Origin of the sequence: Pseudomonas neustonica, from assembly GCF_003797945.1 — a bacterium.
Classification (GTDB): Bacteria; Pseudomonadota; Gammaproteobacteria; order Pseudomonadales; family Pseudomonadaceae; genus Halopseudomonas; species Halopseudomonas neustonica.
Map to the genome: position 1 here is coordinate 37,738 of NZ_RKKU01000004.1, position 18,483 is coordinate 56,220.

Genomic DNA, 18,483 nt, shown 5'->3' on the forward strand with positions numbered 1-18,483 from the left:
ATGTGCATTAGTTGCTACCGAGTCGCGAGATAAACCACAAAAGTTGCAATGAAGAGCGCTTTGGGTATTACTGGGCGATACTTTTCTGTGCTCAGGAGAATGTGCGTATATGGCGCAAACGACGGCGATCATTGATGTATTGAAGAAACTGCTTAAAGAGCAAGGCGTTACCTATCTGCAGGTGGCGCAGGCGTTGGCGCTGTCAGAGGCTAGCGTCAAGCGGCTGTTTGCCGAACGGCAGTTCTCATTACAGCGGCTGGACCGCGTTTGTGCGCTATTGGGCCTGGAGATAAGCGACCTGGTGCGACGCTTGGAGCACGATATGTGCATTGATGCGTTGGCGTTAGAGCAAGAGCAGGAATTGGTGTCCGACAGCAAGCTGTTGCTGGTGGCTATCTGCGCATTGAATCGTTGGAGTCTGGGGCAAATGCTGGAAAACTATGCCTTGAGCGAGCCGGAGGCGATCAGCAAACTGGCGCGACTCGATCGTATGGGGTTGATCGAACTGTTACCGGGCAATCGCATAAAGCCGCTGATTACCCATGACTTCAACTGGCAAAAGAAGGGCCCGATCCAGCGCTTTTTTGAATCGCAGGTGCAGGCAGACTTCTTTCAGTGCCATTTTAATCAGCCGGGTGAGTTGCGTCTTTTTCTCAACGGCATGCTGTCACCGCGCAGCAACGAGGCTATGCAGCAAAAGCTGCGTCGTCTGGCTCTGGAGTTTCGCCATAGCCATCAGGAAGACTTGGCGTTGCCGCTGGAGCAGCGTTATGGCGTCAGCATGATTGTCGCTATCCGCCCCTGGGAAGTGGCAGTATTTCAACAATACCGGCGGGCCGATGCACAGAAGTTTTACCCTGGGCATGCCGGCAACGGATCAGATAAGAGGTGAGGTGACTGTGCAGCTGTTGCTCGATGTAATGGATAGCTTGACCAATGTGATACCGCTGCTGGAAACCCTGCTGGTGGTAGGCTTGGCGCTCTGGACTGCGGATTATCTGTTGATCCGCCGGCACGGTGGACTGGGCAACGAGAAACTATTTTCGCGTCAGCTGATCATGCTGAGCTTGACCCTGGTCGGCCTGGTTGCAGTGATTCTGGCGTTACCGGTCAGTGAGGGCTCGCGCAATCAAATCATTGCTCTGCTGGGTTTGCTGGTCTCAGGTGTGTTCGCGTTTTCCTCCAGTAATATTTTTGCCAATCTGGCTGCCGGCATACTGCTGCGCATCACCAAGCCCTTTGTGATCGGCGATTTTATTTCGGTCGGTGCGCATTTTGGTCGTGTAGCCGAGCGCGGTTTGTTTGATACCGAGATTCAGTCCGAAACTGGCGAGCTGATTGCGTTGCCCAATACCTATTTGACCACCAATCCGGTATCGGCCCTGCGCAGCGCCGGGGCGCTGGTATCGGCATCCCTGTCCCTGGGTTACGACGTACACCATGCACAGGTTGAGCCTCTGCTGATCAAGGCGGCAGAGAGCAGTAAGCTCAATGATGCTTTTGTGCAGATACTGGAGTTGGGTAATTTTGCCATTACCTATCGCATCTCCGGGGTGTTGCCGGAGGCCAAGGGTTTGATCACGGCGCGCTCAAAACTGCACAAGTCGATTCTCGATCAGTTGCATGGCGCTGGCATCGAGATCATGTCGGCGACCATCATGAATCAACGCCCGGTTGATGCTGGTTACAGCTTTATTCCTGCCCCCACGCGTCAGCGACCCGCCGCCTCATCGGCTGTGGAGCCTGAAAAAATTGCGGAGAAAGTGCTGTTCGACAAGGCCGAGCTGGCGCAGCAATTACAGCAGCGAAAGGCTGAGCTAGCCGACAGCATGGAAGCGCTAGAGCAGCAGGCCAAGCAAGCTGAGGGCGATGAGAAGCAGGTATTGAAGGAACGCATGGATGTGTTGCGTGAAGAGCGCAAGCAGCTGGATAGAGCTGAAAGCGAGCCATTGAGAGCCAGTGCGGGTCAGGAGTAGGTTATGAAATTGAAGAGCGGGGCGTTGTTACTCTTGTCACTCACAGCAATGGGGCTGTTGCTGTTGTTGCGGTCGCAGACTTAAGCGGGCGCTGCATGGCAGCGCCCTGGCAGATCAGAACTCGGCGTTGTGGTAGATGTTTTGCACGTCGTCCAGCTCGTTCAGCATGTCGGTAAACTTCTCGAACATGGCCACATCCTCACCGCTGATCTCGGTAGTGATTTGCGGCAGAAACTGGATCAGGTCCACTTCAAAGTCCACTTCACCCAAGGCATCGGTCAGGGCTTGCTTGGCCTTGAAGTATTCGGTGCTCGGGGTAAATACGGTGATCAGGCCGTCTTCGTTCTCGATGTCGGTCACGTCGACGTCGGCCATCATCAGCGCTTCCAGCGTGGCTTCTTCGTCATCGCCCTTGAACGCCAGAATCGCGCAATGATCGAACATGTGGCTAACGCTGCCTTCGGTACCGATCTTGCTTTTGGTCTTGGTGAAGCAGTTGCGCACGTCGGCAAAGGTACGGTTGGGGTTGTCGGTCAGGCAGTCGACTATCACCATGCAGTTGCCAGGACCGAAGCCTTCATACTGCGCCTTGGAAAAGTCTTCGCCGCCACCGCCCTTGGCTTTATCGATCGCCTTGTCGATTACGTGACTGGGGACTTGATCTTTCTTGGCACGATCAATCAGGCCGCGCAAGGCCAGATTGCCGTCGGGGTCAAAACCACCTGATTTGGCGGTGACGAAAATCTCACGCGCGTACTTGCTGTAGACCTTGGTTTTGGCATCAGCCGTTTTGGCCATGGACTCTTTGCGGTTCTGATAGGCGCGACCCATGTTCTAATCCTGTTGTTTGGCGAAAAACAGCGATTCTAACCGCAGTTGCTACTCGATATCCATGTCTTGCGACGGCTGGCCGCAGAAAGCCCCGCAAGGTCCGCATCTGGCGGTAAGATGGGACTTTTGGGTGGGGGAGCTAAGCCTGTGATTTCGAGATTGCCACCTTGGGTTGAGACTGGTGCCTTTACCCTGGCCTTTACTGCCGGCAGCGTTAATGCGGTCGGGCTGCTGGGGTTCAGCCATCAGGCGGTCTCGCACCTTACCGGCACGTCAACGCTGTTGGGGCTGGGCATGGCACAATTGGATGTGTTGTCCAGTGTGCACCTGCTGCTGGTGATACTCAGTTTTGTTGTGGGCGCGGCGCTCAGTGGCTTTCTGATCGATAGTAGTGCGCTGCAGCCGGGGCGGCGCTACGGTTTGGCGCTGCTATTGGAAACAGCCCTGTTACTACTGGCGATGCTGGCGCTGCAGCACAATAGTGTGGCTGGCCACTATCTGGCCACTATCTGGCCTCAGCGGCCTGTGGTTTGCAGAATGCGATGGTAACCACCTATAGCGGCGCGATCATTCGTACCACGCACGTTTCCGGTCTATTTACCGATTTGGGGCTGATGTTGGGGGCGCGCCTGCGTGGTCAGGCGATTGATCGGCGCAAGGCGACCCTGTTTCTGCTGTTAATCGGTGGCTTTATCCTTGGCGGCTGCCTGGGTGCGCTGGCCTTTTCTGCACTGCATTTTCAGGCACTATTCTTACCGGCGACGCTGACCGCTGTGATGGCGCTGTTATACCACCGCTATCTGCGCGGTGGCTGATCAGTCTTCAGCTCAGCGCTGCAGTGGTTGTAGCCAGAGTTCGGCGATCTGCCGTTGCTCCTGCTGCTGATTCTGATAGCGCCAGCCGAGTTTGTCGGTGAGTTGAGTGGTCAGTTGTAAGCCCAGGCCAAAGCCAAGATCTTCCCTGTGTTCATCTACTTCCGGGGAAACACTGTTGCTCACGCGTACGCAGTTTTGCTGCTGCACGATGCTGACGTCGCCTTCGCTGCAGTGCTGAAAGGCGTTGCGAATCAGGTTGCCTAGTACAATACGAGCAGGCGCTTCTGCCAGCTGGATACTGTGGGGATCGGTCGTGATTTGCACGTCCACATCTTTGCCACGCAGTAAATAACGCATTTGCTCTACCAGTTCCTGCACCAGCATATCCAGCTGGACCGGCCTGGCCGGCAGGGTGTCCAGATTGTCGCGGCTCAGCCACAACAGGGTTTCGGTCAGGTGCTGCATGGTTTGGCTGGCGCGGTCGATGCGCTCGATGGCCTGTAGCTGGCGGAGATCGATCTGTTGGCCGCTGGCTTCCTGCAATTTGCTTAGCAGCTCTACGTTGTTGCGCACCACGCTGATGGGCGTGCGCAGTTCGTGACTGGTATGCCGCAAAAAGCGATGCTCGCGCTCCAGCCCACGTTGTGCGGATGACAGACTGGTGCGCACCAGCTCGGCAAAATCGTTGAGTTCGGGATAGTTGAAATTCGGTGCCGGGTTATTCAGCGTGCGCTCGTTCAGCGCGCGCGCCCAGTTACCCAGAGCTGTAATCGGGCGAGACACGCGACGCATTACCAACCAGATCAGCAATCCCAGGGTGAGTGCGCTACCCAGGCTAATCCACATCAGGGTGCGGAAGCTGCCGCGATGCTGAGTCAATAGCCGAGGCACCTGGCCGGCGATGATCTGATAGCTCATGAAGCGATCTCCGCCAGGCGTGGTAAAACGCAACGCAAAAAAGACTGCGCTGGGGCGGCCCAGGAAGTTGGGCTGATCCAGTTCTTTGTAGAGCACGCCCTCACGCGCAGGTGGCTGTGCGAAGGCACGCTGGATTGTCTGCGGCTGCTCGCCCCAGCGGCTGGTGACGGGGTAATCGTCGAACAACTGAGCAGCGGTAGCCGGATCGGTCAGGTAGCTTTGGGCAACCTTTTCCATATTGCGCCCGATGGCGGTATCCATGCCGTTGACGAAGTAGTTCAGCGACAGCATGGTGTAGCCAACCACCAGCAGAATGCCGAGTGACAGGAACGCCAGCGCAACGAACCACTTAAGGCTGATCTGGCGCATCTTCAGTGCTTTCATGTAAGACAAAGCCGTGTCCTGGAACTGTATGCAGCAAAGCTGTGGGGAAGGGGCTGTTTAGCGCCTTGCGCAAGTGGAACATATGCACTTTGAGGCTGTTGCTGTCCGGTAGTTCATCGCCCCAGACGGCCTCTTCCAGCTTTTGCCGGCTCACGGTATGCGGATATTCGCGCAACAGCACTTCCAGCAGTTGCCAACCAATGGGAGATAGTTTTACAGCTTGGCCGGCACGGCTTGCCTGTCGGCTAGCCAGGTCCATGCTCAGGTCGGCGCAGCGCAGCACTCGCGCCTGGCCGCTGCGGCGGCGCGCCAGTGCCTTGACGCGCACGACCAGCTCCTGCAGCTCAAACGGCTTGACCAGAAAGTCATCAGTGCCAGCGTTGAAACCGTCGAGCTTGTCGGCTAGCTGGTCACGTGCGGTGAGCATCAAAATGGGCGTGTCATTACCCTGGTTGCGCAGGCGCTGGCAGACACTGAGGCCGTCCATGCGTGGCAGGTTGAGGTCCAGCAGTAGCGCGTCGTAATCATGCTGCTGCGCCAGTTCCAGGCCGCTGACGCCGTTGCTGGCATGATCGCAGCGGATATTCTCCAGCGCCAGATACTGCACCAGGGTTGCGGCGAGGTCCTGGTCATCTTCTACCAATAGAATATCTAGCATGGCGTTGACGGCTCCTCGGCAGCAGGTTGCCCTCTGAAGCGTCGGCGCAGCCACTGGGTGGCATCCTCCTGGATCAGCAACAGCGCGGGTATCAGGATCAGGGTGATAACGGTGGCAAACAGAATGCCGTAGGCCAGTGACACCGCCGCTGGAATCAGGAACTGCGCCTGCCGCGAGGTTTCGCCCAGCAGCGGTACCAGCCCGGCGAAGGTGGTTGCCGAGGTCAGCAGTACTGCGCGCAGACGGCTGCGACAAGCCTCGCTGATGGCCTCGGTGAGTGAGCCCGCGGTTTGCTTGATGTCGTTGTAACGGGCGACTAACAGCAGGCTGTCATTTACCACCACGCCACTGAGGGCGATGATGCCGTTGAGTGAGAGAATGCCGAGCGATAAATCGTTGAACCAATGCCCGAGTATGGCGCCCACCACGCCAAAAGGGATCGCCGTCATGATCAGCACTGGCTGTATATAGGAGCGCAATGGAATGGCCAGCAGCATGTAGATCACCAGCATGGCGATCAGGAATACGTTCAGCATCGATGACTGCGTTTCCGCCTGCTCCTCGGCCTCGCCAGCGAACTGAATGTCCAGGCCTGGAAACTGCCGCTCCAGCTCGGGGACCAGGGTTGCCCGCAGTCGACTTACCAGCTCGGTAGAGGATAGTTGCTCCTTGTCGACATCGGCAGAAAGGTACACCGCGCGTTTGCCGTCGATACGCGTAATGCTGTCACGGGTAAAGCCATAACTCACGCTGGCCACGCTGGACAGCGGCACCACAGCGCCGTCGGGTGTGCGAACCCGCGAGTTGAGTACGTTGGCCGGATTCTGGCGATCGCTTTCCGGGTAGCGCACCTTGACCTCGATCTCGTCGCTATTGCGCTGATAGCGCTGTACTACCTGCCCGCTAAAGGCCTGAAACAACTGCGTTGCCAATTGGTCTGTGGTCATGCCCAGGGCGCGACCCTGTTGGGTGAGCTTCAGATGCAGCTGCGGCTGTCCGGGTGTCAGGTTGTCGCTGATGCCGTTGACTGCCGGGATCGCCTCCAGGCTATTTTTCAGCTGTTCTCCGGCCTGTGTCAGGATGCTGTCATCGTTGGCGCGCAGTTCAATACGCAGGGCATCAACGGAGCCGTAACGGCTGCGCACGTTAATCGTCTTCACGCCTTCCGGGTTGCCGGCCATGGCCCGCCAGCGCCGGGTAAAGGTGCCGATGTCGTAACTGGCATCATCTGCCAGCTCTACGGTTACCTGACCCTCCTGATCGGAAGATGACATCACTTGCAGGTTGGCGATATTGCTTGGCGTATCGGCATTGCCGATCAGCTCACGATCAACCGCATAGGCCTGCTGCTCCAGTTGGTTGAGCGCGGCATGGGTTTGCCCGTAGCTCGCATCGTTGAGCATGCTGACCTGCGCTCGCACGCGATCACCCGGAATCTCGGGAAAGAAGCTCATGCGCACGCTGCCGTTGAAAGGCATGGCCATGACCAGCAGAAAGAGTGCGACGAAGAGCAGGATTACGGCATAGCGGTGAGTCAGTGCGAAGTCGATCAGCGGGCGATAGCAGCGGTCGTTAATCCAGTTCAGGCCGGTATCAGCGCCGTTCTGCAGCCACTGCCAGCCGCGGGTAACGCGGTTGCTACTGCGTTGACGATGGGTATTGAGGTGCGCCAGATGCGCTGGCAGGATCAGTTTGGATTCGATGACTGATAGCACCAGACAGATGGCGACAACGGTCGCGAACTGGGCATAGAGCTGGCCCAGGCCGCCGCTGATTTGTGACAGGGCGTAGAAAGCCGCCACGGTGGTAAACACGCCAAAGAGTGTTGGCACCGCGACGCGCATAGTTCCCTTGACCGTATTGGCCAGGGTATCGCCTTCGGCAGAACGTACGGCATAGACGCTCTCGCCCACCACGACGGCGTCGTCCACGACAATACCCAACGCCATGATGAAGCCAAAGGTGGTGAACTGATTCAGTGACAGGCCGGCGTAACTTTCGCCCATGAAGTACAAGGTGCCGAAGAAAATGAACGGCAGCCCCATGGCAACCCAGAAGGCGACGCGCACGTTGAGGAACAACGCCAGCAGCACGAAGACCAGCAAAATACCCATGCCAGCGTTAGTGACCAGCAGGCGCAGGCGATCGGTGATACTTTCGCTGCTGTCCTGCCAACTGCTGAGTTCGACGCCAGCGGGTAGCTTGCCCTGATCACGCCACTCGGCAATCACGTCATAGGCGGCATCGACGGTGTTGATGATGTCGTCCTGACCAGTGCTGATGATCTCCAGGCCAATGCTTTGGTGACCAGCGAAGCGGGAGAGCACCGAGGTGTTGTCGTCGTAAGTATCGCGAATGGTAGCGACGTCACCGAGCAGCAATTGGCGGCCGGTGGTGCTGTTGATCAAGGGCAGGGCGGCAAAATCCTCCTGCAGATAAGCCTGCTCGGAGGCTTTCAGCTGCAGATAAAGATTGTCATTGCGCAATACCGCTGTGGAGGTGCTGGAGGAGTTCTGGTTGATCGCTTGCTGAACGTCGTTGAGGGTCAGTCCATAGGCTTGCAGGCGCGCCTCATTGACCTCGATAGCCATCATCGGATCGAGCCAGCCGTTGAGGTTTACCTGACTGATGTTGGGGTTGCTCAACAGGTCCGAGCGCAGTGATTCGGCCAGGGCTTGCAGGGTGTAGCGATCGGTATCGCCATAGAGTTGCAGTGACAGGGCATCAGACTCACGCTGCGCCTTGGTGATGACCGGTTTTTTCGCCTCACTGGGGAAGTTGGAGATAGCATCGACCTTGCTCTTCACGTCCCGCATGAGTGAGTCCAGGTCATAGTCAGACTGCATCTCGACGATGACGTTGGCCCCACTGCCGTTGGCAGTGCTGGTGATGCTTTTGATGCCAATCACGTCTTCCAGCGCGTCTTCGATCTTGATCGCCAGCCCTTCTTCGGACTGGGTCGCCGAGCCGCTGTCGTAGGTGATGCCAATGTTGATGCTGTCCGGTTCAAGGGCCGGGAATGCTTCCTTGCGCAGATCGCCCACGGACATGATGCCGAGTACGATAACCAGCAGCATCAGCAGATTGGCTGCGACCGGGTTACGCGCAAACCAGGCGATAATGCCGCCGCCACGCAGCGAATCACTCATTGCTCACCTCCACCGGGTTAACCTGCATACCGTCCAGGTAACTACTGAGTGGGTGTACCAGAATCTGTTGCGCGGCGTTCAGCATCGCCGCTGGGGCGGCAATATAAATGGCCTCCGCATCGGCGAACAGCGGCTGTACTGCGAGGCTCACCAATGCGTTTTCCTCGCTCACGTACCAGATATTGCCGCGCTGGCTGAGCGCGGAGCTAGGGAGCTTCCACAGGTTGTCGATCTCGCGGCCGGGAATACGTGCCTCGACAAAGGTACCCGGTAACAATTCGGGTACCTGCTCCAGCGGATTTTGTACCGCAACGATCAGCGCGCGCTGGCGGGTGGTCTCATCCAGGCTTTGTTCCGCTCTGACGACGGTAGCCTGCCAGTGCTGGTTGTTTTCTACATTGTGCAGACTCACTTGCCATTGTGCTTCGCGCATTTGCTCAAGTGCAGGCAGACTGGCCCAATCCTGGGCGGAGAGGGCGATGGCGACTTCCAGTCGATCCGTGCTGAGCAAACTGCCTACTTCACCGCCGGTTTGTAGGTAACTGCCAGGCGCCGCGCTGCGGCTGGTTATCAGTGCGTCGAAGGGGGCTTTCACGCGGGTTTGCTCCAGATCGCGGCGTGCCTGGGTAACGCTGGCTTCAGCGTTTTTCAGTGTCGCCCTGGCGGCAGCCAGTTGCGGCTGGCGCAGCACCAGTTCGGAGGCCGGTTCGCCATCCAGCCCTGAGGCGCGCCATTCGGCCTGCGCCTGCACACCTTCGCGTTGCTCCTGCAGCAGTGCCAGTTTGGCTTTGGCAAGGGACTCTTCGGCACTGGCCAAGGCCGCACGATACTCACTGTTTTCCAGCTCCAGCAGAACGGTCCCTGCCTTGACTCGATTGCCGGCTTCAAAATCGCTGGCAACCTGTTTTACCTGGCCGGTGACCTGCGTACTTAGCGTTAGCTCAAAGCGTGGCTTGGTCGCGCCGTAGCCGGTCATTTGTGCCTGATAGCGGCCGGGCTCTACACGCAATACGTTAACGCTGGGGCGTACAGCGGGCTCGCTTGCCATCGGGACTTGTTTGCTGGCTTCAAAAGCGCTTGAACGCCAGTGGTTATAGATCAGCACAGCGCCGATGGTGAGCACGGCGCCAACAAAAATGAGGGTGGCTTTGCTGCGGCGAATCATTGGTTGGCTCCCAGACCCAGTGCCAACCCGAGGGTAATTCGGTTGGCCAGGCGGTTGTAGATGATGGTGTCGAGCTGCGCTTCAAGGTTGTAGGTCTGTTGCTGAACGATCAGCAGTTCGAGCACTGTTGCAGTGCCGTTGCGGTAGCGTTCCTGGTATTGGGTGAGGTTGTTCTGCTGGCGCGCCAGTGCGGTTTCGATATGCGCCTGCTGCTGCGCCAGGCTGCGCTCCTGGCCTAAGGCGTTCTCTACTTCGGTGACAGCAGTGACCAGCGTGTCGCGGTATGCCTGATAGCTCTGTGCGGTGGTCAATTCTGCGATGTCGGCGGCTGCGCGCAGTTGTCCGCCCTGGTAAAGCGGTGCGGTAAGCTGGCCGAGCAGCGACCATACCGGATCGGTCAACAGAGCTTGTCCAGGTGAGCTGGCAATATCCTGCAGGGTTGCCTGCAGACTTATGGTTGGCAGCATATCCTTGTAAGCCACACTGGTGCGCAGGTCGTTGGCCTGGATTGCCAGCCAGGCAGCCTGCAGGTCTGGGCGTCGCGCCAGACTTTGCTCGGGTAAGTCAGCCAAGGGCGTCAGCACGCCGGGATAGCCTTCGGGAACGCTGACGTCCACAGCGCTACTGCTGCCCAGTAGCGCTTGTAACGCACGTTGCTGCTGAGCCAGTGATTCCTGGTTGGCGCTCAGGGTGGCGCGGCTGCTTGCTGCCGAGCTGCGCGCGCTATCCAGGTCTTCGAGGCTGCCCAGTCCGCTGCGGTAGCGCTGGGTAATGAAGCTCTCGTTCCGCTCCAGCGTGTCGAGCCGGCGCTGCTCAATGGCGACCGCATGTTGTTGGGCAATGAGGCCAAGCCAGCCGCGCATCACTTCACCAGCGAGCGTGTCACGGGCAGCCTGGTAAAGCGCCTGCTGCTCTGCCACGTCTTTACCGGCAGCGGCTACGCTGTCGCCAATCTTTTGCCACAGGTCCACTTGCCAGCTGACGCTGAGCGAGCCGGTGTAGCTGCTGTCGTTGTTTTCGCTGTCGTTGGCCGCAAAGCCGGCTTGCAGCGCGGGTAGCCGACCGCCATTGGTGCGCCGTTGCTCTGCCTGGCGTATCTGTAGCGTAAGCAGTGTTTGCTGCAGGCTGGGATTGTTGGCCAATGCGGTTGTAATCAGCTGATCCAGAGTGGTGTTGTCGATCAGCTGATTTAGCGACGTTAGATTACTGCCCTGGGCCTGCCCAGACCAGGCAGGCAGTTGTTGCAGTTCGTCTATACGCAACCCCTGATACTCTTCGACTCGTGGCGCATTACTTGCGCAAGCCGATAGCAGCAGAGATAGGCACAGCAGCAGGGGGAATAGGTAAGACCTTATCAAGAAGACTGCTCCCAAACTCGAGGTAAGCCATGCGTTGGTCGCAAGGGACATGGCTATCAGGTGGTGTGCAGCTTAATGCCTGTAGGGTTAACGCGGGGTTAAATTTTTATGGGGTGGGGGGTGTCGGAATCTGCCTGTGAGTCAGGGTGGCAGGCTACCGAGCACGCTGACGTGCTCGGTAGTTCGGCTTCTTAGTCGATATCGTCCAGGGTGAAAGTGACGTCACGTCTGGCGATATCTACGTCCCACAGGGTATAGGTGTCGCCGTCTTCATCTTCCGCTCTAATATCGTAAACCGAGCCTTTTGCCTTGCGCACGCTGACGCGCACCGTGTGGCCGTTCGGCAGTATGTCCTGGTCCAGTACATCTTCTTCCCAGTCGCTGGCATGGGCGGGGCTGACGTACAGGTAGTGAATGTCGTAGCCGGTGTTGTTGGTTACTTCAACATAGCCGTTGAAGGCAGCAGCGGTGGTACTGAACAGGCAGGTGAATACTAAAAGCGCCAACATCTTCTTTATCATTTCTATCTCCTTGGCAGTCTGGGCGCGTTGCCCCGAATCCCCTTCAGGTTGCTCGATTAAGCGAGATTTCTTCTCGCTCCTTGCCAATAATAGCTAGCTCACCCTCAGTTGCGCTAGAACAGTCAAGGGCGGATCACGGTTTGTCACCGCGATGAATAATTATTATAGGCAAGGCGGTTTTTAATTGGCAATGGCTATAGCTGGGTGTCGCCCACATGCTGTACTAGCCGTGGTTATCACCGATACGGTGCTGGAGTAAGCGGCCCCAGACGCTACTCGGCGGCGCTTGCCAGATCTGCGAGTGCAGCCACTGAAGTGTTGTGGCATCGCCAGCGATCAGGTTGCGTTCCGCCCGCGAAAGGGCTTGAGGGCCTTCGCGCAGACAACGTAAAGCGAGCTGCTGCAACTCGCTTTGCTGGCGCTTGGCACGCGGTGCATGGGCCAGCTGCACCTGAAGTCGATTGGTATATGGGTGAATAAGCGCCTCAGAAAACGCGGGTTGCTGCGCGATTTCCAGTAACTCGCTGGGTGCCTCAAGATCGTCCAGCAGGCGCGAGCCACGGGCTTCCTCCGGGATTTGTAGCCAGCGGTGGCGCATCAGCACTTCGCCCCAACCGACTTTGCTTAGCAGAACAAAGATAGGCGCGGCCAGTACCAGTGGTAGTGCTACCGGTAAGGACCAGAGAAAAAACATGGGATCGAGCCACCAGGCAAAACTGGCCCAGCAAAGCGCTAACAGACTGCCGATGCCCTGATTCAGTATGGCGGCCAGCCAGCTGGTTTCGCCACTACGGTTTTGCCCGGCCCAGCGCAAATTGACGTTGAACAGGGCTTCCAGCACGTATCGGCAGTGCGACAGCATGCGGATAGGCGCGAGCAAGGCTGAGATCAGCATTTCCAGCAAAACACTGCCGAACAGGCGTATAGCGCCGCCAAAGTCGTGCCTGCGGCCGCGCAGGAGTACGTCGATAATGGCCAGAAACTTGGGCAGGAAAAGCAGCGTCAGGGTGATGCTTACCATCCATACTGCGCGCTGCGGATGCCACTCTGGCCACAGCGGAAATAGTTGATTTTGCTCAGGAAAATAATTGATTGGCCAGAGGATAAGGCGTGCGACTTCAATGGTGGTGAGCACCAGAAAGCTGAACCACAAGGGCGATGCAACATATCCCATGATGCCATTGAGAAAGGCCATGCGATGGGCCAGTTTCAGCCTTCGGCTGAAGAGCATTAGCCACAGGTGCTGCAGGTTACCTTTGGCCCAGCGGCGATCGCGTGTGAGCTCGTCCGACAGGGTCGGTGGCGACTCTTCATAGCTTTGGGTTAGATCGGGTTCTAGCCAGACTTCGAGCCCGGCGCGGCCCATGTAGGCTGCTTCCGCAAAGTCGTGACTCAGTACAGGCCCTTTGAAGAGTCCCCAGCCGGGTAGCTTGCGCAGGCCACAATGCTGCATGAATGGCTTGATACGCAAAATAGCGTTATGGCCCCAGAATGCAGCATGACCCAGCTGAATCGCAGCTAACCCGGTAGTAAAGAGTGGCCCGTATAACTGGTTGGAAAACTGCTGTAAGCGCGAAAAGAGCGAGCGGCCGTTGATCAGGCTGGGGCTGGATTGCAGGATGCCCACCTGGGGATGGCGCTGCATCAATTGCACCATGCGGACCAGGTTGTCGCCACCCATAAGGCTGTCGGCATCGAGCACTATCATGTATTCGTAAGTGGGACCCCAGCGGCGCAGAAAGTCGGCAATGTTGCCGCTTTTATAGTTCAGATTGAGGGGGCGGCGGCGGTAGAACAGCTGATTTTGCAGGCCCAGTTCGTTGCGCAAGCTGTCCCAGGCTGCCTGTTCGGCCAGCCAAACATCAGGATCACGGCTGTCAGAGAGAATGAAGAAGTCAAAATTCGCCAGTGTGCCGCTGCGCTGCAATGTGAGGATGACACTTTTCAACCCTTGCAGGCTGCGACCAACGGGCTCGTGATAGATCGGCATGACCACGGCAGTGCGCGCCAGCGGGGTCGAGGCTAGTGTGGCCGCATCCTGTTGGCGTAGCAAACTGCGTGGGTCGCCGCCCAGGCGGCGCAGCACAAAGCCTGTCAGTCCAATCCAGAAACCGACGCTGATCCAGGCAAACAGCAGCGCAAATAACGTTGCCATCCCAGCTTCCACCAGGTTGCCGCCATGATAGGGCAGCACCGACAGCATGAAATAGGTGGCAGTCAGGGTTTGCACTAACACCACCAGGGCAAGCAGGCCGCGACGCGCTGTGGCGGCCAGGCGCCAGCGTGGGCGCTGAGGTGTGCTCATTGTTGCCGGCAGCGTCTCAGGGGAATTCATCAATAGTCACCGTAACGCATGCTGCCACGTTGCAGCGGTGGTGAGGCTGCTGGCAGCGGCTGATGCACAGGCAATTCAGCCTGCAGCATCTGCAGGCTGAGCGCCAGGCGGTGGTCATCGGGTTCACACATCAGGCGAGTGGTAATGGCCAACGCGCTCACTTGCGCAGCTTCATCAATAGTGACACCACTCCATGCCCAGTAGGCCAGAATACGTTGCAGCAGGATCTCGCTGACAGGCTGTGATGGGGACACGAGCTTATTTGCCTCGGCCGAGCAGGTGGTTATCGGCAGGTAGTTCGTACTGCCAGGTCTCCGTCAGTGTTTGCTCCTCGTCCCGGAGGAAGGCGCGCAAGCTCAGCGGGCGGTCATCGCCGGGGCGGGCAAGAATCGACAGCCTCCAGCGATTGAGCGGCTCTACATACTCGACAAACTGCTCTATAAGCTCGCCCTCTTGCAGCATGCTGACCTCGCCCAGTACCGGGGAATCTGCTTTTAGTTGGTCTAGCGGCCCGCCAGCGAAGTCGATTATCAGGCGTACCGCCCCTTTTTCATTGCCGCCACCAATGCGCATACCGTCACCAAGGAAGCTTTCCTGTGTGCGGCCAAGGGGCGAGTCGGCGATGTCCGGGCCACCAAAGTGTACGGTGTAGTCGTATTTCAGCGATTGCCCTTGGGCTACTTCAGCCTCGGGTTTCCAGAAGGCAACGATGTTGTCGTTGGTTTCGTCTGGAGTGGGGATCTGCACCAGCACCACATGACCTTTGCCCCAGTCGCCATCAGGTTCCACCCAGGCACTGGGTCGGCCGTCATAGCGCGCTTCGAGGTCCATGAAGTTGTGGAAGTCGGTGTCGCGTTGCAATAGCCCGAAGCCGCGTACGTTTTCGGTGGCGAAGTAATCCATGCTGAGCGCTTCCGGGTTGCGCAATGGCCGCCACATCCATTCGTCAGAGGGTGAGTCGTGGATCAGCAGTCCATCAGAATCGTGTACCTGTGGCCGCCATTCGCCCGCTGGACGAAGGGTGTTCTCGCCGTAATAGAACATGCTGGTGAGCGGTGCTACGCCCATTAGCTCCACAGATTTGCGCGGGAATAGTACGGATTGCACCTGTAGCGCTGTCTCGTCACCGGGGACGACGGTAAAGCGATAGGCGCCCGCCAGGCTTTCGCCATTCAGCAGGCCGTAAAACGTCAGGCTGTCGGCGTCTGGTCTTGGGCGCTCCAGCCAGAACTCAACAAAATCAGGGAATTCCTCGCCACCCGGCAGCCCGGTATTGACCGCCAGGCCACGGCCGGAAATGCCGAAGTTATTATCCCGTCCGACCGCACGGAAGTAGCTGGCGCCGGCAAACACCAGAAATTGATTTTGTGCGCCATCGTGTTTGAGTGGGAAGGTCAGTTTAAAACCGGCGTAGCCCAAGTCAGCAGGCACCAAACGCTCTACCTCGGTGTTGGGGTAGCTGAACTGGCTCTTTTCAAATTTCAGCGGGTGCACGCCTTGCGCATCGATGATGTGCACTTGTACCGGGTGTTTGTAAAACAGCCCTGGCGGGACCGGCATAACCTGAAAGGCTGAGTTGCTTTCGTGCCAGAGGCTGTTTTCCGGCTTGAAGCGAATGCCCTGATAATCATCAAAGCTGAGTTCCTGCAAAAACTTGGGAACTGGTTTGGGTGCCTCATAGGGCGACTCGGCGAGGGTCTTTGCCTTCTCGACGACGTCCGCAAAGTTGAAGTTTTCCGCGCTGGCATGAAGGGGTAGCCATAAGCCGATCACACCGGCTAACAGTGAAATCCCTTTGGTCATTATCTAGCTCCTTGCGAATAGGGTTATTAGCCGTGTGGGTTTTAACCGGCTGGTTACGAGCATCTGCCGGTTTAGGCCGCTAAACAGAGCTACAGTTCCCAGCAGGGTACGTTTACTGCTGGCAATGCCAGTCACGTCACAGTGTGTCTGGAGGAGTCGACTGGGCAGGTATGGCCAGCTTATGTGAGCAGCAAAGCGAGGAAGAGGGGTTGGCTGTCTTGTCAGTGTGCGGGAACGATTTAGCCGCAGGCCGCAAAGGTGACCCGATTGAAGCCTGGGGCCGAGCAAAAAGACAGTCCCAGGCTCGCAGCGGTTATTGCGCTTTACTCAACCGTTATGCTGATTTTCTCAGAGACTACGGAGGGCTCCAGCGGGACATGGTTTTGATCACCGACCAGCAGCTGCAGCGTATGTTCGCCCGGCGGTAGCTCCAGGCTCACCTGTGTTTGTCCGCCGCCAAAGTGTTTGTGATGCTCGTCGGCCGGAATCGGCTGTCCTGCCGGCGGCAAACTCTTTGCATCAATCAACAGGTGGTGGTGGCCAGTTCCAGGGCGTTCGACACCTGCTGGCGCCACGCCCATACCGGTCAAGCCGAACTGCACGGTAACAGGAGAGGTTACGGTCGCCCCATCAGCAGGGCTGATGAAAAAGACGTCGGGTGTCTCGGCGGGTGTCTCGGCCATGGCCAGTGTACTAAGGCCACCCAGCAACAACGCGGAAAGGGTATGGGCGATTTTATGCATGAAAGTACTCCTTCTATGATGAACAAACAGCAGCTTGAGACGCCGCCAGCCAGCCTGCGCCAAGGCCTTTTTAACGGATCTTTGTCGCTTGTTGGAGCGGCAGCAGCAAAAAACAAAAGGCAGACCAACTTAAGTGCGACAGCGTTTTTATCCGTCCGTTCGCTACCGTTCGGCGGTTTGCTTCCGCTGAAAAATCTGCCTAGTCTGGAGGGGAATTAAACCTGTATTTGCGCTTGGTAAGTGGGGCATTAAGCTCGCTCAATGCGCTCTTACGCTCAACTTGGGTTTGAATCTGACAGCGCCGTTATGCCGCGTCTGTCTGCGATTTGAACCCTGTTAATGACAGTTTCAAGGAGTTCGTCCATGTCGGTATCTCGCCTTAAAACCTCACGTTTGTTTCGCCAGCAGTGTTATGTCGGCGGTAAGTGGGTGGGCGCCAGTGATGGCAAAACCATAGACGTAGATAACCCCGCCAATGGTGAGATTTTGGGGACTGTGCCGGTGTTGAGCGAAGCGGAGCTGCAGGATGCGATCAAACAGGCCGATGCCGGGTTCAAGGTCTGGCGTAAAAAGACAGCGCAGGAGCGAGCCGATCTGCTGCTGCGCTGGAATGATTTGATATTGCAGCATAAAGAAGATATCGCCAGCCTGATGACGCTTGAGCAAGGCAAGCCCCTGACTGAGTCACGTGGCGAGGTTGATTACGCGGCATCCTTTATTCGCTGGTTTGCAGAAGAAGCACGCCGTGTTTACGGCGAAACCATTCCTGGCGCCAAGCCCGGCCAGCATATTGTGGTGACCAAGCAGGCTATTGGCGTGACGGCCGCTATCACGCCGTGGAATTTCCCCGCCGCAATGATTACTCGCAAAGCAGGCGCGGCTTTGGCTGCGGGCTGCTCAATGATCGTCAAGCCCGCCAGTGCGACGCCTTATACCGCGCTGGCCCTGGCTGAATTGGCGGACGAGGCGGGTATCCCCGCCGGGGTGTTTAACGTGGTGACAGGTAAAGCCTCAGTCATCAGTGATGTGCTGACCGGCAGCTCTGTAGTGCGCAAGCTCAGCTTTACCGGATCGACCAGCGTTGGTAGCCAGCTGATGGCGCAATGCGCCGAGCATATCCAGAAAGTCTCGCTGGAGCTGGGCGGTAACGCTCCCTTCCTGGTATTCGATGACGCCGATGTGGATCGCGCGGTAGAAGGCGCGATGATCTGCAAGTTCCGTAACACCGGACAGACCTGTGTCTGCGCTAACCGCTTCCTGGTGCAAGCCGGTATTCATGATCGCTTTGTCGAGAAACTGGCCGAGGCCATGGGCAAACTCAAGCTGGGCGATGGCTTTGCAGAAGGCGTGACGCAGTCTGCGTTGATCAACCGCGCGGCGGTGAAAAAAGTGCAGGATCACTTCAAGGACGCGATGAGCAAAGGCGCCAAGCATGTGGCGGGTGCCGTTCCCGAAGGCGACAACGGTAACTTCGTTGAGCCCGTGCTGATTACCGGCGTCACCCGAGACATGCAGCTGTGTGAAGACGAGACCTTTGGTCCCCTGGCTGCCGTGATCAAGTTTGATACCGAAGAGGAAGCCCTGGAGATCGCCAACGATACCCCTTATGGCTTGGCCGCTTATTTCTACAGCACCAATATTCATCGGGTATGGCGTGTGGCGGATGAGCTCGAGGCCGGCATTATCGGTGTGAATGAAGGGGCGGTCTCCAACGCTGCAGCTCCCTTTGGTGGCGTGAAGGAATCCGGTCTTGGTCGGGAAGGCTCCAGCCACGGCATCGAAGAGTACATGGAAATCAAATACCTGTGCATGGGGGCACAATAATCT

General features: G+C 57.6%; 17 protein-coding genes. 6 read left to right on the forward strand and 11 right to left on the reverse strand.

Features of this window, described 5'->3' with window-relative positions; genetic code table 11:
* The first annotated feature begins 109 nt into the window (after positions 1 to 109).
* Both EF096_RS05225 and EF096_RS05230 read left to right on the forward strand, forming a co-directional pair.
* The gene (locus EF096_RS05225; protein ID WP_123888572.1) at positions 110 to 892 is read left to right on the forward strand and encodes a helix-turn-helix domain-containing protein; all 783 of its coding nucleotides are present in this window, start codon (positions 110 to 112) and stop codon (positions 890 to 892) included.
* Positions 840 to 1,976, forward strand: coding sequence for a mechanosensitive ion channel domain-containing protein (locus tag EF096_RS05230; RefSeq protein WP_218565715.1), 1,137 nt, complete (start codon positions 840 to 842; stop codon positions 1,974 to 1,976). The genes EF096_RS05225 and EF096_RS05230 overlap by 53 nt, the downstream gene beginning before the upstream one ends.
* Positions 1,977 to 2,090: 114 nt before the next feature.
* Here EF096_RS05230 and EF096_RS05235 read toward each other — a convergent pair whose 3' ends face one another.
* Entirely contained in the window at positions 2,091 to 2,807 is a 717-nt protein-coding gene (locus tag EF096_RS05235; RefSeq protein WP_123888573.1) for a YebC/PmpR family DNA-binding transcriptional regulator, read from the reverse strand.
* Between the two features lie 147 nt (positions 2,808 to 2,954).
* Between EF096_RS05235 and EF096_RS20735 the strand changes: the two genes are divergently transcribed.
* Together EF096_RS20735 and EF096_RS20740 are read left to right on the forward strand one after the other, a co-directional pair.
* The gene (locus EF096_RS20735; protein ID WP_218565714.1) at positions 2,955 to 3,356 is read left to right on the forward strand and encodes a YoaK family protein; all 402 of its coding nucleotides are present in this window, start codon (positions 2,955 to 2,957) and stop codon (positions 3,354 to 3,356) included.
* Positions 3,350 to 3,622 carry a DUF1275 family protein gene (locus tag EF096_RS20740; RefSeq protein WP_218565713.1) on the forward strand — a complete coding sequence of 91 codons (273 nt, stop codon included), beginning with the start codon at positions 3,350 to 3,352 and terminating at the stop codon, positions 3,620 to 3,622. The genes EF096_RS20735 and EF096_RS20740 overlap by 7 nt, the downstream gene beginning before the upstream one ends.
* A 12-nt stretch (positions 3,623 to 3,634) precedes the next feature.
* On the opposite strand, the gene EF096_RS05245 is transcribed toward EF096_RS20740, so the two are convergent.
* The 10 genes from EF096_RS05245 to EF096_RS05290 form a co-directional block, all read right to left on the reverse strand.
* Positions 3,635 to 4,924 carry a sensor histidine kinase gene (locus EF096_RS05245; RefSeq protein ID WP_123888574.1) on the reverse strand — a complete coding sequence of 430 codons (1,290 nt, stop codon included), beginning with the start codon at positions 4,922 to 4,924 and terminating at the stop codon, positions 3,635 to 3,637.
* Complete coding sequence (locus tag EF096_RS05250; protein WP_123888575.1) at positions 4,890 to 5,582, reverse strand: response regulator transcription factor; 693 nt, start codon at positions 5,580 to 5,582, stop codon at positions 4,890 to 4,892. The genes EF096_RS05245 and EF096_RS05250 overlap by 35 nt, the downstream gene beginning before the upstream one ends.
* Entirely contained in the window at positions 5,576 to 8,731 is a 3,156-nt protein-coding gene (locus tag EF096_RS05255; RefSeq protein ID WP_123888576.1) for an efflux RND transporter permease subunit, read from the reverse strand. Before EF096_RS05255 ends, EF096_RS05250 begins: the two co-directional genes overlap by 7 nt.
* On the reverse strand, positions 8,724 to 9,896 hold the full coding sequence (locus EF096_RS05260; protein WP_123888577.1) for an efflux RND transporter periplasmic adaptor subunit: 1,173 nt from the start codon (positions 9,894 to 9,896) through the stop codon (positions 8,724 to 8,726). The genes EF096_RS05255 and EF096_RS05260 overlap by 8 nt, the downstream gene beginning before the upstream one ends.
* The gene (locus EF096_RS05265; protein ID WP_218565712.1) at positions 9,893 to 11,254 is read right to left on the reverse strand and encodes a TolC family protein; all 1,362 of its coding nucleotides are present in this window, start codon (positions 11,252 to 11,254) and stop codon (positions 9,893 to 9,895) included. The genes EF096_RS05260 and EF096_RS05265 overlap by 4 nt, the downstream gene beginning before the upstream one ends.
* 191 nt (positions 11,255 to 11,445) lie before the next feature.
* The gene (locus EF096_RS05270; protein WP_218565711.1) at positions 11,446 to 11,775 is read right to left on the reverse strand and encodes a hypothetical protein; all 330 of its coding nucleotides are present in this window, start codon (positions 11,773 to 11,775) and stop codon (positions 11,446 to 11,448) included.
* A 223-nt stretch (positions 11,776 to 11,998) separates the two neighbouring features.
* Positions 11,999 to 14,110 (reverse strand): glucans biosynthesis glucosyltransferase MdoH, encoded by a 2,112-nt coding sequence (mdoH, locus tag EF096_RS05275; protein WP_218565710.1) that lies wholly within the window; start codon positions 14,108 to 14,110, stop codon positions 11,999 to 12,001.
* Positions 14,110 to 14,364, reverse strand: coding sequence for a hypothetical protein (locus EF096_RS05280; protein ID WP_123888579.1), 255 nt, complete (start codon positions 14,362 to 14,364; stop codon positions 14,110 to 14,112). The genes mdoH and EF096_RS05280 overlap by 1 nt, the downstream gene beginning before the upstream one ends.
* Positions 14,365 to 14,368: 4 nt before the next feature.
* Complete coding sequence (locus EF096_RS05285) at positions 14,369 to 15,913, reverse strand: glucan biosynthesis protein G (protein ID WP_123888580.1); 1,545 nt, start codon at positions 15,911 to 15,913, stop codon at positions 14,369 to 14,371.
* Between the two features lie 323 nt (positions 15,914 to 16,236).
* On the reverse strand, positions 16,237 to 16,656 hold the full coding sequence (locus tag EF096_RS05290; protein ID WP_177412299.1) for a DUF4399 domain-containing protein: 420 nt from the start codon (positions 16,654 to 16,656) through the stop codon (positions 16,237 to 16,239).
* On the opposite strand from EF096_RS05290, the gene EF096_RS05295 reads away from it, so the two are divergent.
* Both EF096_RS05295 and EF096_RS05300 read left to right on the forward strand, forming a co-directional pair.
* Positions 16,639 to 16,875, forward strand: coding sequence for a hypothetical protein (locus EF096_RS05295; RefSeq protein WP_123888581.1), 237 nt, complete (start codon positions 16,639 to 16,641; stop codon positions 16,873 to 16,875). The two genes, EF096_RS05290 and EF096_RS05295, sit on opposite strands and share 18 nt — an antisense overlap.
* 144 nt (positions 16,876 to 17,019) lie before the next feature.
* Complete coding sequence (locus EF096_RS05300; RefSeq protein WP_123888582.1) at positions 17,020 to 18,480, forward strand: NAD-dependent succinate-semialdehyde dehydrogenase; 1,461 nt, start codon at positions 17,020 to 17,022, stop codon at positions 18,478 to 18,480.
* Positions 18,481 to 18,483: the final 3 nt, after the last annotated feature.